This is a genomic window from Streptomyces sp. NPDC058664 (assembly GCF_042716635.1).
Taxonomy (GTDB): domain Bacteria; phylum Actinomycetota; class Actinomycetes; order Streptomycetales; family Streptomycetaceae; genus Streptomyces.
Window position 1 is genome coordinate 51,361 of record NZ_JBHXRW010000044.1, and the last position, 16,002, is coordinate 67,362.

At 75.7% G+C, this 16,002-nt stretch carries 10 protein-coding genes; 7 read left to right on the top strand and 3 right to left on the bottom strand.

Annotated elements, in window-relative coordinates; genetic code table 11:
• Positions 1–76 precede the first annotated feature (76 nt).
• Together ACFWUY_RS29535 and ACFWUY_RS29540 are read left to right on the top strand one after the other, a co-directional pair.
• The gene (locus ACFWUY_RS29535; protein ID WP_384116462.1) at positions 77–895 is read left to right on the top strand and encodes an SGNH/GDSL hydrolase family protein; all 819 of its coding nucleotides are present in this window, start codon (positions 77–79) and stop codon (positions 893–895) included.
• A complete protein-coding gene (locus ACFWUY_RS29540; RefSeq protein ID WP_384116407.1) occupies positions 892–4,527 on the top strand; it encodes a hydantoinase B/oxoprolinase family protein in 3,636 nt (1,211 codons plus the stop codon). Before ACFWUY_RS29535 ends, ACFWUY_RS29540 begins: the two co-directional genes overlap by 4 nt.
• Here ACFWUY_RS29540 and ACFWUY_RS29545 read toward each other — a convergent pair.
• Genes ACFWUY_RS29545 through ACFWUY_RS29555 form a run of 3 tightly spaced genes read right to left on the bottom strand, consistent with a single transcriptional unit; the run spans position 4,511 to position 6,800 of the window.
• A complete protein-coding gene (locus ACFWUY_RS29545; RefSeq protein ID WP_384116411.1) occupies positions 4,511–5,380 on the bottom strand; it encodes a biotin-dependent carboxyltransferase family protein in 870 nt (289 codons plus the stop codon). The two genes, ACFWUY_RS29540 and ACFWUY_RS29545, sit on opposite strands and share 17 nt — an antisense overlap.
• The gene (gene pxpB / locus ACFWUY_RS29550) at positions 5,377–6,012 is read right to left on the bottom strand and encodes a 5-oxoprolinase subunit PxpB (RefSeq protein ID WP_384116465.1); all 636 of its coding nucleotides are present in this window, start codon (positions 6,010–6,012) and stop codon (positions 5,377–5,379) included. Before pxpB ends, ACFWUY_RS29545 begins: the two co-directional genes overlap by 4 nt.
• 11 nt (positions 6,013–6,023) lie before the next feature.
• Positions 6,024–6,800 carry a LamB/YcsF family protein gene (locus ACFWUY_RS29555; RefSeq protein WP_384116417.1) on the bottom strand — a complete coding sequence of 259 codons (777 nt, stop codon included), beginning with the start codon at positions 6,798–6,800 and terminating at the stop codon, positions 6,024–6,026.
• 104 nt (positions 6,801–6,904) lie between these two features.
• Between ACFWUY_RS29555 and ACFWUY_RS29560 the strand changes: the two genes are divergently transcribed.
• The 5 genes from ACFWUY_RS29560 to ACFWUY_RS29580 all read left to right on the top strand — a co-directional run bounded on the left by ACFWUY_RS29560 (position 6,905) and on the right by ACFWUY_RS29580 (position 15,811).
• Entirely contained in the window at positions 6,905–7,615 is a 711-nt protein-coding gene (locus tag ACFWUY_RS29560; RefSeq protein WP_384116423.1) for a GntR family transcriptional regulator, read from the top strand.
• 201 nt (positions 7,616–7,816) lie between these two features.
• Positions 7,817–9,361: a hypothetical protein gene (locus ACFWUY_RS29565; protein ID WP_384116428.1), complete on the top strand. Its 1,545-nt coding sequence runs from the start codon at positions 7,817–7,819 to the stop codon at positions 9,359–9,361.
• A gap of 410 nt (positions 9,362–9,771) precedes the next feature.
• Complete coding sequence (locus ACFWUY_RS29570; RefSeq protein ID WP_384116433.1) at positions 9,772–10,077, top strand: hypothetical protein; 306 nt, start codon at positions 9,772–9,774, stop codon at positions 10,075–10,077.
• Positions 10,074–10,985 carry a hypothetical protein gene (locus ACFWUY_RS29575; RefSeq protein ID WP_384116439.1) on the top strand — a complete coding sequence of 304 codons (912 nt, stop codon included), beginning with the start codon at positions 10,074–10,076 and terminating at the stop codon, positions 10,983–10,985. Before ACFWUY_RS29570 ends, ACFWUY_RS29575 begins: the two co-directional genes overlap by 4 nt.
• Positions 10,986–11,113: 128 nt before the next feature.
• Positions 11,114–15,811 (top strand): hypothetical protein, encoded by a 4,698-nt coding sequence (locus ACFWUY_RS29580; RefSeq protein ID WP_384116445.1) that lies wholly within the window; start codon positions 11,114–11,116, stop codon positions 15,809–15,811.
• Positions 15,812–16,002: the final 191 nt, after the last annotated feature.

Sequence of the window (16,002 nt, forward strand, 5' to 3'; positions counted from 1 at the left end):
CCGCTCCGCTCCTGGCCCCGGCCACGCGCCCCGACCCGGTGACGACCCCGGTGCCTTCGGCGTCCTCCGGTTCGCCGTGCTCGGGGACTCGCTCAGCGAGGGCGTCGGGGACCGGGTGGACGGGGCCTGGCGCGGCTGGGCGCCGCTGCTCGCCGACGCACTCCCGGCCGAGGGACAGCGGACCGCGTTCCTGAACCTCGCCGTCAGCGGCGCCCTCAGCGGGGACGTCGCCGAGCGGCAGGCTCCCCGCGCCCTCGCCTTCCGGCCGCACCTCGCCTCCGTCGTCGTCGGGGTCAACGACACCCTGCGCCGCACCTTCGACATCGCGTTCCTCGCCCGGCACCTGGACCGCGTCTGCGCCGACCTCGACGCCGCCGGAGCCGTACTCCTGACCGCCTGTCTGCCCGATCCCGGCCGGATGCTCGGGCTGCCGCCGCCACTGGCGCGCCCGCTCGCCCGCCGCCAGCGGTCCGTCAACGCCGTGGTGCACGCCCTCTCCGCCCGCTACGGGGCCGTCCACCTGCACCTCGCCGACGACACCTGGACCGAGGACCGCGCCCTGTGGAGCGCCGACCGGCTCCACCCCGGCGAGCGCGGCCACCGGGCCGTCGCCGCGGGCTTCCACCGGCTCCTCGCCGAACGGGGACTCGCACACGGCGTGCCGCCCGCGCGGGAGCCCGCCCAGCCGCCTCCGACCCGCGCCGAGGCCGTGCTCCGGCTCGCCACGGCCGGCACCGGCTGGCTCGTCCGCCGCAGCCACGACCTGCTCCCGCAGCTCCTGCTGCTCGCCGGTGCCGAACTGCGCCACTGGGCCGACGGCACCGGCCCCGCTCCCCTCGACGCGCGCGCGGACGCCGCCCTCGCCGCCGCGCTCGCGGCCACAATGGGGAGATGAACGGGCGCTGGGAGTTCTGGATCGACCGGGGCGGCACCTTCACCGACATCGTGGGCAGGCGGCCGGACGGCCGGCTCGTCACCCGCAAGCTGCTCTCCCACGCCCCCGCCCGTCAGCAGGACGCCGCCGTCGCCGGAATCCGCCTCCTCCTCGGGCTCGCCCCGGACGAACCCGTCCCCGCCGACCGGATCGCCGTCGTCAAGATGGGGACCACCGTCGCCACCAACGCCCTCCTCGAGCGGCGCGGCGAACCGACCGTCCTCCTCGTCACCGAGGGCTTCCGCGACGCGCTCCGCATCGCGTACCAGAACCGGCCCCGGCTCTTCGACCGCCACATCGTGCTCCCCGAAGCGGTGTACGCGCGCGTGATCGAGGTCCCCGAGCGGGTCGACGCCCACGGGCACGTCGTCCGGCCCCTGGACGAGCCCGCCGTCACCGAGGCGCTCGCCGCCGCCCACCGCGACGGATTCCGCTCCGCCGCCGTCGTCCTCCTGCACGGCTACCGCCACCCGGCACACGAGGCCCGCATCGCCGAGATCGCCCGTGACACGGGGTTCCCCCAGATCAGCTGCTCGTACGAGGTGAGCCCGCTCATCAAGCTCGTCCCGCGCGGCGACACGACCGTCGTCGACGCCTACCTCTCACCGATCCTGCGCCGGTACGTCGACGAGGTCGCCCGTGAACTCGCCGGAATCCGCCTCATGTTCATGCAGTCCAACGGGGGACTGCGCGAGGCGGCCCACTTCCGGGGCAAGGACGCCGTCCTGTCGGGGCCGGCCGGCGGTGTCGTCGGCATGGCACGCACCTCGGCGCGGGCGGGACACGAGCGGGTCATCGGCTTCGACATGGGCGGCACCTCCACCGACGTGTCGCACTACGCCGGCGCCTTCGAGCGCGAACTCGGTACACAGGTCGCAGGGGTTCGGATGCGGGCACCGATGATGAGCATCCACACCGTCGCGGCGGGCGGCGGGTCCGTCCTCCACTTCGACGGACGCCGCTACCGTGTGGGCCCCGACTCGGCGGGCGCCGACCCCGGACCCGCCTGCTACCGCAGGGGTGGACCCCTCACGGTCACCGACGCCAACGTCATGCTGGGCCGCGTCCAGCCCGCACACTTCCCCGCGGTCTTCGGCGAGTCCGGCGACCGGCCCCTGGACGCCGACGTCGTGAGGGAACGGTTCACGGCCCTCGCCGGGGAGGTCGGGGGCGGCCGCACCCCCGAGCAGGTGGCCGCGGGCTTCCTGGAGATCGCCGTCCTCAACATGGCCAACGCCGTCAAGAAGATCTCCGTGCAACAGGGCCACGACGTCACCCGGTACGCCCTCACCAGCTTCGGCGGCGCCGGCGGCCAGCACGCCTGCGCCGTGGCCGACGCCCTGGGCATCGACACCGTCCTCGTACCCCCGCTGGCCGGAGTGCTCTCCGCGTACGGCATCGGGCTCGCGGACGCCACCGCCATGCGGGAGCGGTCCGTCGAGGCCGAACTCGACGCCCCCGGCACCCCCGCGCGCGTGCGGGCCCTCCGCGCCGAACTCGCCGGGCTGACCCGTGCGGAGCTGCGCGCCGACGGCCTGCCCGACACGGCGATCACGACCCACGCGCGCGTACTCCTGCGGTACGCGGGGACCGACGCGAGCCTCCAGGTCGACCTCGCGTCCCCCGAGGAACTGAGAACCGCGTTCACAGCGGCTCACCGGGCCCGGTACGCCTTCACCCTGGACCGGCCCCTCGTCGTCGAGGCCGTCTCCGTGGAGGCCGTCGGCCGCACGGACCCGCACGGCTCCGACCGGGCCGACCCGATGCCCCCGAACGGACGGACAGGCGGCCTCACACCCCGCGCGACCGTCCGGACGTACAGCGCCGGCGCGCACCACGACGCCCCCCTGTACCGGCGGGAGGGCCTGCGGCCCGGCGACACCGTGGACGGACCCGCGATCCTCGCCGAGGCCGACGCCACCACCGTCGTCGACGACGGCTGGCGGGCCACCGCGGCCGACACCGGGCACCTCGTCCTGCGCCGCGTCGCTCCGCGCCCCACGCGCGTGGCGGCCGGCACGGACGTCGACCCCGTCCTCCTGGAGGTCTTCAACAACCTCTTCATGTCCATCGCCGAGCAGATGGGCGTCCGCCTGGAGAACACCGCCCAGTCCGTCAACATCAAGGAACGCCTCGACTTCTCCTGCGCCCTCTTCGACGCCGAGGGCAACCTCATCGCCAACGCGCCCCACATCCCCGTCCACCTCGGCTCCATGGGCGAGTCCATCAAGGAGGTCCTGCGGCGGCGCGCCGACGACCTGCGCCCCGGCGACGTGTACGCGATCAACGACCCGTACCACGGCGGCACCCACCTGCCCGACGTCACCGTCGTGACCCCCGTGTTCGGCGCCGCGGGCGGCGAACTCCGCTTCCTGGTCGCCTCGCGCGGCCACCACGCCGAGATCGGCGGGATCACCCCCGGCTCCATGCCCGCCTTCAGCCGGACCGTCGACGAGGAGGGCGTCCTCTTCGACGACTGGTTGCTCGTACGGGACGGACGGCTGCGCGAGGCCGAGACACGGGCCCTGCTCACCGGCGCCCGTCACCCCTCCCGCGACCCGGACACCAACCTCGCCGACCTGCGCGCCCAGATCGCGGCCAACGAGAAGGGAATCGAGGAACTGCGCCGAACCGTCGACGAGTTCGGGCTCGACGTCGTCCAGGCCTACATGCGGCACGTCCGCGCCAACGCCGAGGAGTCCGTGCGCCGCATCGTCGCGCGCCTGGACGACGGCGCGTACCGCTACGAGACCGACGGCGGCGCGGTCATCCGGGTCGCGGTCCGCGTCGACCGCGAACGGCGCTCCGCCGTCCTCGACTTCGCCGGGACCTCCCCGCAGCTGCCCGGCAACGCCAACGCGCCCACGGCCGTCGTCACGGCCGCCGTCCTGTACGTCTTCCGCACCCTCGTCGACGAGGACATCCCGCTCAACAGCGGCTGCCTGGAACCCCTGGAGATCCGCGTCCCGCCCGGCTCCATGCTCGCCCCCGTCCCCCCGGCCGCCACCGTCGCCGGGAACGTCGAGACGTCCCAGGCCGTCACCGGCGCGCTCTACGCGGCCCTCGGGGTCCAGGCAGAGGGCTCCGGCACCATGAACAACGTCACCTTCGGCAACGCGCGCGTGCAGTACTACGAGACCGTCGCCAGCGGCTCGGGCGCGGGCGACGGCTTCGACGGCGCCGACGCCGTCCAGACCCACATGACCAACTCGCGACTCACCGACCCCGAGATCCTGGAGTGGCGGCTTCCGGTCCGGATCGACTCGTTCGCGGTACGGGACGACGGCGGCGGGCGCGGCCGGTGGCGGGGCGGCCGCGGGGTGGAACGCCGCATCCGGTTCCTGGAACCGATGACGGTGGCCCTCCTCACCGGACACCGCAGGGTCCCCCCGTACGGCATGGCGGGCGGCGAGCCGGGCGCCCTGGGCGAGAACCTCGTGGAACGCGCCGACGGCACCGTCGAGCGTCTCGGCGGCGCCGCGACCACGGAGGTCGGCCCCGATGACGTCCTGGTCGTGCGCACCCCCGGCGGCGGGGGCTACGGCCCGCCGGCCGGACCACCGCCCCCGGACGCCCTCAGCGCACCGGGATGAACCGCACCGGAGTCCCCGGCGCCGCCTGCGCCGCGGCTCCCAGGTCGGCCTCCCGGACCACCCCGACCACCGGATAGCCCCCGGTGGTCGGATGGTCCGCGAGGAACACCACGGGCCGCCCGTCCGGCGGTACCTGGACCGCGCCGAGGACCATGCCCTCGCTCGCCAGCTCTCCCGGCAGGGCCCGGTCGAGGGCCGGACCTTCGAGCCGCAGTCCGATGCGGTTGCTCGCCGGCGACACCCGGTACGCGCGCGTGGCGAGGGTACGGAGCGCCCCGGTGGTGAACCAGTCGTCCCGGGGCCCGAGCCGGACCCGCAGCACGAGTTCGTCCGGCGGGCCCGGCCACGGCGGAGCGTCGACCGGTCCCCCCGCGGCCGCGTCCGGGCGCGGCCCCAGCGGCAGGACCGCTCCGTCCGCGAGCGGCGCGGGACCCAGTCCCGACAGCAGGTCGGTGGAGCGGCTGCCGAGCACCGGCTCGACGCCGACCCCGCCGCCGAACGCCACGTACGCGCGTACCCCGCGCACGGCGGCGCCGACCTCCAGGACGGACCCGGCCGCCACCCGTACCGCCGTTCCCCAGGCGGCGGGGCGTCCGTCCACCCGGACCGGGCAGGGCGCGCCGCCCACCGCGACGGTCACGGCGCACCGGGGCCGCACGGCACAGCCGTTGACGGTGGTCTCCAGGACGGCGGCCGTCTCCGGGTTGCCGACGAGCCGGTTCACGAGCCGTACGGCCGCCGGGTCGAGGGCGCCCGAGCGAGGTACGCCGAGATGCGCGTGGCCGGTACGCCCCAGGTCCTGCACGGTCGTCAGCGCCCCGGCCCGTACCACGGCGAAGGCCCCATCGGTCATCGCCCGCCCTCCGTCGCGACGTCCGTCGCCGTGAACCGGACGCGGGTGCCGGGGGCGAGCAGCGCCGCCGGTTCCCGGCCGGTGTCCCAGAGCACCGCGTCCGTCGTGCCGATCAACTGCCAGCCGCCGGGGGAGGAGCGCGGGTACACCCCCGTGTACGGCCCCGCCAGGGCGACCGAGCCGGCCGGGACGGCGGTACGCGGAGTGGCCCGCCGCGGCACCGCGTACCGCTCGCCGAGCCCCGTCAGATAGCCGAAGCCCGGCGCGAAACCGCAGAACGCGACCCGGAACTCGGCAGCCGTGTGGAGCCGTACCGCGGCCTCGACGGACACCCCCCACAGCGCGGCGACCTCCGAGAGATCGGGCCCGTCGTAGCGCACCGGTATCTCGACCGCCCGGCCCACACGCGCGTGGAGCGGCCCCACCTCCCAGCCGGCCAGTTCGGCCGCCAGCCGGTCCCGGTCGGTCACCCCGTCGAGCAGGACGGTCCGCGCCGCGGGCACGATCTCCCGTACGGCGGGCAGGGTGCCGGCCGCCCGCCGCCGCAGCAGCTCGGCGTGGAACGCCTCCGTCTCCTCCGCCCCGGCCATCTCCACCAGGATCGCCCGCTCGCCCACGCGCAGCGCGCGCACGGCGGCGGGCCTCACGCGAAGGCCTCCACCCGTACCCCGGAGGCCTCCAGGCGCTCCCGGACCCGCCGGGCGAGGTCCACCGCGCCCGGGGTGTCGCCGTGCAGACAGAGCGACCGCGGACGGACCGCCACGGAGGTCCCGCAGTGGGCCGTGACGACCCCGGACCGGGCCATGGTGACCGACCGCTCCACCACCGCGGCCGGGTCGCTGACGACCGCTCCCTCCTGACCGCGCGGCAGCAGGGAGCCATCGGCCCGGTAGGCGCGGTCACCGAAGGCCTCGGCGACGACCGGCAGCCCCGCCTCCGCCGCCGCCGCGTGCAGCCGCGACCCGGGCAGGCCGAGGACCGGCAGGGTGCGGTCCGCGAGCAGGACACCCGCCACGACCGCCGCCGCCTGCTCCTCGTCCCGGACCACCCGGTTGTAGAGCGCCCCGTGCGGTTTCACGTACGCCACGCGCGCGCCCGCCGCCCGCGCGAAGACCTCCAGGGCACCGATCTGGTACGCCACCTCGGCGGCCAGCTCCGCCGCGGGGACGTCCATCGAGCGCCGCCCGAACCCGGCCAGGTCGCGGTACGAGACCTGAGCCCCGATACGCACCCCGCGTCCGGCCGCGAGCTCGCACACCCGCCGCATGGTGGCCGCGTCCCCGGCGTGGAACCCACAGGCCACGTTGGCGCTGGTCACCACGGACAACAGCTGTTCGTCGTCGGTGAGCGTCCAGCGTCCGAAGCCCTCGCCGAGATCGGCGTTGAGATCGATCGGGGCGTGGCCATGGGGCGTGAGCATCTGCACCTCACAGGAGGGAGGGGTACCGTACGGTGCCGTCAAGGTAGAGGATCGTTGAACGATCCGACAAGACGACTACGGCCCGACACGTGAGAGGGAGCGGCGTGACAGCGAGCGAAGCCGGGAACCTGGCCGACGACCGGGTGCTGCTCGGGCGCACCAGCACGGCGGAACGGGTCGCGGACATCCTGCGCACCCGGATCGCGGAGGGCTACTTCCCGCCCGGCACCCGGCTCTCCGAGGACGGCATCGGCGGTGCGCTCGGCGTGTCCCGCAACACCCTGCGCGAGGCCTTCCGGCTCCTCACCCACGAGCGGCTGCTCGTCCACGAGCTCAACCGCGGGGTCTTCGTGCGCGTGCTCGCCGTCGACGACGTGGACGACATCTACCGCGTCCGGCGGCTGGTCGAGTGCGCCGTCGTACGGGACCTGGGGCAGCCGCCGTACGCCCTGGACGCTCTCGCCGCCACCGTCGTCGAGGGCGAGACCGCGACGCGCGCGGGGGACTGGAGCGGCGTGGCGACGGCCAACATCCACTTCCACCGCGAACTCGTCGCCCTCGCCGGCAGCGCGCGCACCGACGAGCTGATGCGGGGCGTCCTGGCCGAACTCCGCCTCGCGTTCCACGTCGTCGACGACCCCCGCGCCCTGCACGAGCCGTACCTGGCCCGGAACGGGCAGATCCTGGACGCCCTGCGCGCCGGTGAGCGGACCAGGGCCGAAGGCCTCCTGGCTCGCTACCTCGAAGACTCCCGCACCCGCGTCGCGGCCGCCTACGCGCTGGCCGTCGACAGCCCGGCGACCCCGGAGCACTGACCTCCGGGCGCCGGCCGACCGACCTCCGGACGCCGGCCGACCGACCTCCGGGCGCCGGCCGACCGACCTCCGGGCGCCGGCCGACGGACCTCCGCGCCCGGACCGACCGCCCTCCCGGAAAGCGACCGCCCCGCCTCCCGGAGCCCGGCCTCATCTGCGCCGTTTCGACCGTTGTCAGTTCGAGGACCTAATCTGTGCACCGTGACTTCGCCTGCCTCGACGGACCTCGCTCCGCCCCAGCTCAGCGCGGGGCCGCGACCCGCGCAGGGTCCGGCCGCCGACGAAGGGCTCGCGCGGCGCCTCCGCGCGCTCGCCTGTACCGCCCCGCTGCACGACCTCGACGCGCGCAAGGCGAACCTCGCCGGCGAGTACACGGTCTACGCGATGGCCGAAGTGGCCCTCTCCGCGATCGACCTCATCACGCTGAACATGGACTTCGACACCGGCGCCGACCACGAGCAGATCGTCGCCCGCCTGCTGCCCCGCGTCGCCGCCCAGGCCCCCACCCGCCCCGCCGCCGAGCACGAGCGCGTGGCCCGCTGGGTCCTGGAGAACCTGATCAACGTCGGCAGCGTCGACCGCGGCTTCCGCGCCGTCTACGGCACCTTCGGGACCGACGGGGTCTACGTCCGCAGGGACTACGACTTCAAGCTCATCGAGGAGGTCCCGGGGTACGGCGGCGGTGTCTACCTCCGGACGACCGACGAAGCGGTCAACGTCCTCGTGGGAGCACTGGACACCGACGTGACCAGCGCCCAGATCGCCGCCGAGGTGAAGCTGGAGGTCCTCATCAACCGGGGCCGCCTCGCCGACGCCCAACTCGCCGCCGAGCAGGCGCGCTACCGGACCGTGCAGTACGCCGAGACGCTCCGCAAGACCCTGGAGGCCACCCGGCGCAACGTGCGCGCGGTGGACTGGCTCCACACGGTGCCGGACATGATCGCCGAGGCGCTCGACCACGTCGCCGACCGCTATCGCCACGAGAACGCGATCCTCACCAACATCCGCAGGGCCCGCGACGAGGCCGAGGCGGCGTCCGACGCCAAGACGGCCGAGCACAAGCGGCGGGCCGCCGAGCTCGTCGACATAGTGAAGGACTGCATCCGGCGCCACACCCAGCTCCAGTCCCGCCTGCTCGACGCCGGGCCGCTCTTCCGAGCCGAGCAGGACCGGCAGGCGTTCGCCGCCCCCACCGCGTACACGGGGCTCGACCTGTACGGGCAGCTCCTCGCCCCGACCCTGCCGCTCCCCGTCGAACAGGCCGCCAGGGTCACCGACGCCTTCTTCGCCCGGGGCACCGGCCTGCGGACCCCCGCCTCCGTCCGTCTCGGCGACCTCGTCGACCTGTTGCTGACCCCGCCCGTCGAGCGCGAGCACCTCGGCGCGGAGATGCCCGAGCCCGACCTCATCGCCACTCCGGACGACTCCCGCTTCAGCGAGGAACAGCTCGCGAGCGCCCTGCGCCTGCTCGACCTGGAGCACGACGTCCCGCGCCGCCTCTCCGGCCTGCTCGCCGAGGCCCGCGAGCTCGACGGCGACCTGCCGTACCTCGTCGCCCTGCTCGCCGTCCACGCGGCGAGCCCTCCGGTCGGCACGGCCTACCGCCAGGGCGAGGAGCGCCTCCTCTTCGCCGTCGACGACGGCACCCCGCTCGACGACCCCGAGTTCGGGGGCGCCGACCTCATCGTCGGTACGGCCCTGCTCGACGCGGCGGGCATGGCCGCCGACCGCACGGAGGCCACGTGACCCTCGTCCCGCCCGTTCCCACGACGACCCCCGCCGTCGTCGTACCGGCCGCCCGGCCGGCTACGGCCGACCCGGCCCCCGCGCCCGCCGACCGGACGGACCCGGCGGGCACCGGCGTACGCGCAGACAGCCCGTCCGCCCCGTCGCCGGAGCCGACGAGGGCGGAACCGCGGCCCGAATTGGAACCACGCGCCGAGACCGAACCGGAATCGCGGCCGATAGCCGAGCCCGAGCCCGAGCCGGACCCCCAGCCGCACGCTCTCCTCTCCGGGCCCGACCTGGAACCGGAAGAGGAACCGGCACCGGAAACGACACCGGCACCGGCACCGGAAACGACACCGGCACCAGAGCCGGTGTCCGTACCTGCACCCGAACCGGTACCCGCACCAGCGCCGGAGCCCGGCCCCCGTGTGCGGCCCGTCCACGTCGACCCGCCCACCGGTGCGCGCGGTGACGCCGAGGACCGGCCTCCGCGGCCGTCCGGGACACGCCCCCGGTTCGGGGTCGTGGCGGTGCCCGAGCCGTCCCGCACGGCGTCCGCCCGACGGCAGGACGCCCCCTCCGTACGCGCCGTACGGCTCACGGAGGCACCGCCCGCCCCCACGGACCGTCCCGCCACCGCGGCCGTCACCCCCGTGCCGCTGCCCGTGCCCCGTCCCGCCATCCCCGCCGTACCGACACCGACCGAGAGCCGTACCGAGGAGCCCCAGCCGTGAGCGAAACCCACGCCGAGTACACGGACGCGTGGGGCGAGCAGGAGTCCCCGCCGCCCCCGGCCGCCCCGGCGGCCGGTGCCGCGTCGGCCGTCACTCCCGCCGACGCCTCCGACGCGGCCCGGCTCGTCTCCTTCGGGCTCCAGCCCAAGCTGCTCCCGGCCCGCGACGCCGAGTACGGCGATCTCCTCCGGCGTTACCGCGAGGACCCGGCCTTCGCGCGCCTCGCCGACGCCGTCGCCACCGGGCTCGGCCTCGTCGTCCTGGAGGTGTCCCCGCGCGCGGGGATGGCCGTCACGGCCGGCGAGGACTCGGTCTTCGCCGTCCGCATGGGCGACTACGCGCGCCGCGCCTCCACGGACTCCGCCGACCGGTTCCTGCACGGCCTGGCCCATCTCGCCGTCGCCGCCATGGCCTTCCCCCGCCCCGAGGACCTCGCGGACGACGCGTACATCGGCCGACTCACCGTCAACGGCGTGGACGCGTTCGTACGCCAGGCGTGTCTGCGTCTCGAACAGCGGGCGGAGGAGCAGGGCGAGAACACCGACCCGGCCTCGGACGCCCCCGGCCTGGAGGCGGCCTGGCGGATCTACGCCCGCAGGAGCGCCACCGGCGCCACCAAGGACGCCCGCCGCCTCGCCGGATCCACCACCGGCATCGTCGGCAAGGCGGCCGCCTTCCTCACCGAATCCGGTTTCCTCCAGCGCACCGGCGACGAGGGCGGCGGCTCCTACCGCACCACCGCCCGCTACCAGCTCCAGGTCCGCGACATGGCCGGTTCCGCCGCCATGGCCGAGCTCCTGGAACTCGGCGTCGTCCCGGTCAGTGACGGCTCCGCGACCCTGCTTCCCCCGCCCGACGGTGACGACCTGGAGCTCGCGGCCGACGCGGGCCTGCCCTTCCACCCGTGACCGAGCTCGTAACCGAGCCGGTGACCGATCCCGGTGACCGAGCCGGATGACCGTCCCGCGCGGCCGCCCCGCCTGACCGCCCCGCGCAACCGACCTTCCAGAGCACGAGAGCACGAGAGTCCCTCGCCATGTACGAGCTGTCCCGGGTCCGCCTGTACTCCATCGGTCCCGCCGGTGCGCGTTACGCCGACACCGTCCTGGACCTGCGGGGGGTCGGCGCGCCCGTACCCCACCCGGCCCCCACGCAGGCGGAGTTCTTCGAGGAGGAACCGGTCGGCCCGCCGCGCCGCCCCGCCCCCGCGGGCGTGCTCTTCCTGGAGAACGGCGGCGGCAAGTCCGTCCTCCTCAAGCTGATCTTCTCGGTCATGCTCCCCGGCCACCGCAACACCCTGGGCGGCGCCAGCTCCGGCGTCCTGCGCAAGTTCCTCCTCGCCGACGACTGCGGGCACGTCGCCCTGGAGTGGCAGCACACGCTCACCGGCGAACTGGTCGTCGTCGGCAAGGCCAGTGAGTGGCGGGGCCGCCAGGTCTCCCACGACCCGCGGAAGTTCGCCGAGGCCTGGTACTCCTTCCGCCCCGGCCCGGGCCTCAGCCTGGACAACCTTCCCGTGGCCGAGTCGACCTCCGCCCGCCCGCCCGCCGAGGGCGCCTCGGCGGCGACCGGCCGCCGCCGCACCATGAAGGGCTTCCGCGACGCGATCACGGAGGCCGGCAAGGCGTACCCGCACCTGGAGGTCTACTGGGAGGAGATCCACGACCGCTGGAACGAGCACCTCGGCGAGCTGGGCCTCGACCCCGAACTCTTCCGCTACCAGCGTGAGATGAACGCCGACGAGGGTGAGGCCGCCGGCCTCTTCGCGGTCAAGAAGGACTCCGACTTCACCGACCTGCTGCTGCGGGCCGTCACCGACACCCGGGACACCGACGGCCTCGCCGACCTCGTCGGCGGCTTCGGCAACAAGCTCGGCCGCCGCGCCGAGCTGACCGCCGAGCGCGAGTTCACGGCCGGTTCGGTGGACCTCCTCGGCCGGATCGTCGAGGCGGCCGAGACCCGGTCCCACGCGCGCGAGATCCACACCGCCGCCGAGCGCCGCACCCGCGTCCTGGCCCGCCGGCTCTCCGCCCGAGCCGCCCAGGAGCGCGGCCGGGGCGCGGAACTCGCCCAGCAGGTCACCTCGGCGGCCCACGCCGTCGCCGAGGCCGAGACCGCACGCGGCCGCGCCTCCCTCATCGCCGCCGAACTCGCCTACCGGCACGCCTCCCTGGCCCTCGCCGCCGCCGAGAAGGGCGCGTCCTCCCAGCGCCGCGAACTCACCGACGCCCGCACCATGCACTCCGCCTGGCAGGCGGCCGAGGTAGTCCTCCGCCACCGCGCCGCGAGCGACCGCTCCGCGCGCGTGGCCGCCGCCATCCGGGAGGCCGAGCGGGACGCCGCCCCGGCCCTCGCGGCCCGCGCCGAGGCGGCCGCCGACCTCGTACGCGCCCTGGCCGCCGCCGCCGAGGAGGGTGAGCGCCACGCCGCGGAGGAGGAGGAGCGCTCCACCGCCCTCCAGGAGGTCGGCGAGACCGCCCACCGCGACGCCACGGCCGCCGCGACCGAGGCCCAGCGCGCCCGCAGCGAGGCAGGCCACCTGCGCCAGCGGCTCGCCGAGGTCGAGCAGGAGACCGCGGAGGCGGTACGGGCCGGCTGGCTGGACGACTCCGCGCCCGACGCCGACCCGGCCCGCGCGGCCCTCGCCGCCAGCGACGCCGAGAAGACGACGGTCGCCACCTGGGACACGGCCCGCGAGGCCGCCCGCACGGCGGCGGACCGCGCGCGTGAGGCGGCGGGGGCGGAGTCCCGCGCCGAACTCGCCGCCGCCCGCGCCGCGGACGCGGCCGAGGCCGCGGGGAACGCCTACGACGCGGAGCGCCGTGCCGCCGAGTTCCTCGCCGCGGAGGAACGCCTCGCCGAACTCCTGAGCCTCCCGGCCACCGGCTCTCCCACCCCGGCCGCCGGCTCCCCCCTCCCGGGGCAGCGGGCGTCCGCCGCCCCCGCCGACGCCGAGGACACCTCCGAGGAGGTCACCGGCGGCGCGCCCCGGGGTCCGCTCACCGTCACCGAGTTCGACCGCTACGCCGACGAACTGCGCGGCATGCTCGACCAGGCCGTCACCTCCGCCGAACGCCAGCTCTTCGACCTGCGCACCGCCGCGGCCGACGACTCCCGCATCCTCGGTGCCCTCGGCGACGGCGGCCTGCTGCCGCCAGGACCCGACGTCCTCGCCACCGTCGAGTACCTCGGTGAGCACGGCATCCCCGCCCTCCCCGGCTGGCGCTACCTCGCCCAGTCCGTGGACCCCGCCGACCACGCGCGCGTCCTCGCCGCCCGCCCCGAGCTCGTCGACGGTGTCGTGATCACCGACCCCGTCTCGTACGGACGCGCCCGCGAGGTCCTCGGCGGCGCCGCCCTGCTGCCCCGCTCCGCCGTGGCCGTCGGCACCGCCGCCGCCCTGCTCGCCCCCGTACCGGCGCGGGACACGACGGACGACACCGGCGTGTTCCTCGTTCCGCCGAACCCGGCCATGCACGACGAGCACGCGGCCGACGAGGAGCGCCACGCCCTGCGCGCCCGCGCGGCCGCCCGCGACGAGGAGATCCGGACCCTCGCGGCCCGTCTCGCCGGAGACCGCTCCCTCGCGGCCCGGATCGGGGCCTGGCGCGCCGACTGCCCGCCCGGGATGCTCGCCGAGCTCGCCGCCGTCGCCACGACCGCCCGCGAGACCGCGGAGGCCGCCGCGGCGACCCTCGACGAGGCCCGCACGGCGCGCGCGGAGGCCGAGGAGGTCGCCGCCGAGGCGGCCCGGCTCCGGGACGAGCGCCAGGAGGCGGCCCAGCGTGCCCGCCGGGTCGCCGACGCCCTCGCGGGCCTGGCGTTCCGGCTGCGCGAGCGGTCCGCCTGGCAGGCCAAGCTCCGTGAACTCGCCGACGACGCCGCCGAGGCCGAGGCCCGCGCCCAGACCTGTCTGGAACGCGCCCGTGCCGCCGACGAGGACCGCCGCGCGACCCAGCGCTCCGCCGACGACGCCCACCGCACCGCCCGCGCCCTGCGGGCCGAGCGCGCCGAGATCGCCGGTGCCCCCGACATCCTCCCCGAGGGCGACGCGCCCGCGGCCCGCGCCGCGCTCCCCACCCTCCGTGAGGCCTACCGGGCCGCGTCCCAGCTGTACGAGAAGGTCGGCGTCGGCGCCGACCTGCGCGCCGAGCAGGCCCGCGCCGAGAGCGACGAGTCCGCCGCCCTCGCCGAGCTGGACCGCCTCTCCAACAAGGTGAGGACCCGCGCCGAGCAGCTCCTGGAGTCCACCGACGGCGCCGACGGCCCGTCCCGGCAGGCGGCGGCCGCCCGTGCCGAGTCCCTCGTGCAGATGCTGGAGACCCGCGCCTCGGAGGCGAGCGAGAAGCTCGGCCGTCTGCGCGGCGAGGCGGAGCGCCTCGCCCCCGAGGACGGCGAGGCGCACACGGAGCTGCCCGAGGAGCTGGTCCCCGCCGACGCCGAGCGGGCGCAGGCCCTGCTCCGTACCGCCACCGCCGAACTGGCCTCCCGCACCGACGCCCTGGAGGCGGCGCGCGCCGCCCACAGCGGCCTGCTGCGGGACCACCGGGCCGCCGAGGACGCCGGGGGCGGCTTCGAGGAGACCGCGGCCCTGCTGCGGGACCTGCTCCGCGACCACGCGGACGAGGAGCGGGACGAGGCCGAGCCGTACCCGGGCAGCCTGGAGGAGGCCCGTGCGACGGCCGCCGAGACGCGCCGCTCCCTGCGCGGCCGCACCGCCGAGCTGTCCGCGGCCGACGCCGCCGTGCGCGAGGCGAGCGACATCCTGGTACGGCACGCCAACTCGACCCGCTACGAGCAGGTCCGCACCCCGGCCCGTCAGCAGATCCGCGAACTGCCGGCGTCCGCGCTGCCCGAGCACGCCGCCAAATGGGCCGAGGCCTTCGCGCCCCGACTGCGGGTGCTCACCGACGAGCTGGAGCAGCTGGAGCGCAACCGCGACTCGATCGTGGCCCGGCTGCGCGGCCTGGTGGAGTCCTCGCTCGCGACCCTCCGCTCCGCGCAGCGGCTCTCCCGGCTCCCCGAGGGCCTCGGCGAGTGGTCGGGACAGGAGTTCCTGCGGATCCGCTTCGAGGAACCCGATCAGGCGACCCTCGCGGAGCGGCTCGGCGAGGTCGTCGACGAGGCCACCCGCGCCGCCGTCAAGAAGAACTCCGACCTGCGCCGCGACGGCATGTCCCTGCTGCTGCGGGGGGTGCAGGCGGCCCTCGAACCCAAGGGCGTCTCCGTCGAGATCCTCAAGCCGGACGCGGTGCTCCGGGCCGAGCGGGTTCCCGTCGGGCAGATGGGCGACGTCTTCTCCGGCGGTCAGTTGCTCACCGCGGCCATCGCCCTGTACTGCACGATGGCGGCGCTCCGGTCGAACGACCGGGGCCGTGAGAAGCACCGGCACGCGGGCACGCTGTTCCTGGACAATCCGATCGGCCGTGCCAACGCCACGTACCTGCTGGAGCTCCAGCGGGCGGTGTCGGACGCGCTGGGCGTCCAGCTGCTGTACACGACGGGCCTGTTCGACACGACCGCTCTGGCCGAGTTCCCGCTGGTGATCCGGCTGCGCAACGACGCCGACCTGCGGGCCGGGCTGAAGTACATCAGCGTGGAGGAGCACCTGCGCCCGGGGCTGCCGCAGGTCGCGGCCGCCGGCGAGGGCGAGACGATCCACGGTGAGATCACGGCGACCCGGATGTTCCGCCGCCACGGCACCGACGACCCGGCTCCGCCGCAGACCCCGTGACACGGCAGACCCCGTGACACGGCAGACCCCGTAATACGAAGGAGAGCGGCGGCGTCGACGACGTGCTCGCAGTTGTCGAGGATGAGCAGCATGCGGCGGCGGGCGCAGTGCTCCACGAGCCGGGTGACGGGGTCGTCGCGGTGCGGGTCGGAGGCGGCGCGCATCTCCTCGGCGCCGGCGCCGCGCAGCAC

Coding starts and splice junctions, on each gene's coding strand:
- ACFWUY_RS29540 (WP_384116407.1), top strand. CDS start 892: ATGAACGGGCGCTGGGAGTTCTGGATCGACCGGGGCGGCACCTTCACC.
- ACFWUY_RS29545 (WP_384116411.1), bottom strand. CDS start 5,380: ATGACCGATGGGGCCTTCGCCGTGGTACGGGCCGGGGCGCTGACGACC.
- ACFWUY_RS29555 (WP_384116417.1), bottom strand. CDS start 6,800: ATGCTCACGCCCCATGGCCACGCCCCGATCGATCTCAACGCCGATCTC.
- ACFWUY_RS29580 (WP_384116445.1), top strand. CDS start 11,114: ATGTACGAGCTGTCCCGGGTCCGCCTGTACTCCATCGGTCCCGCCGGT.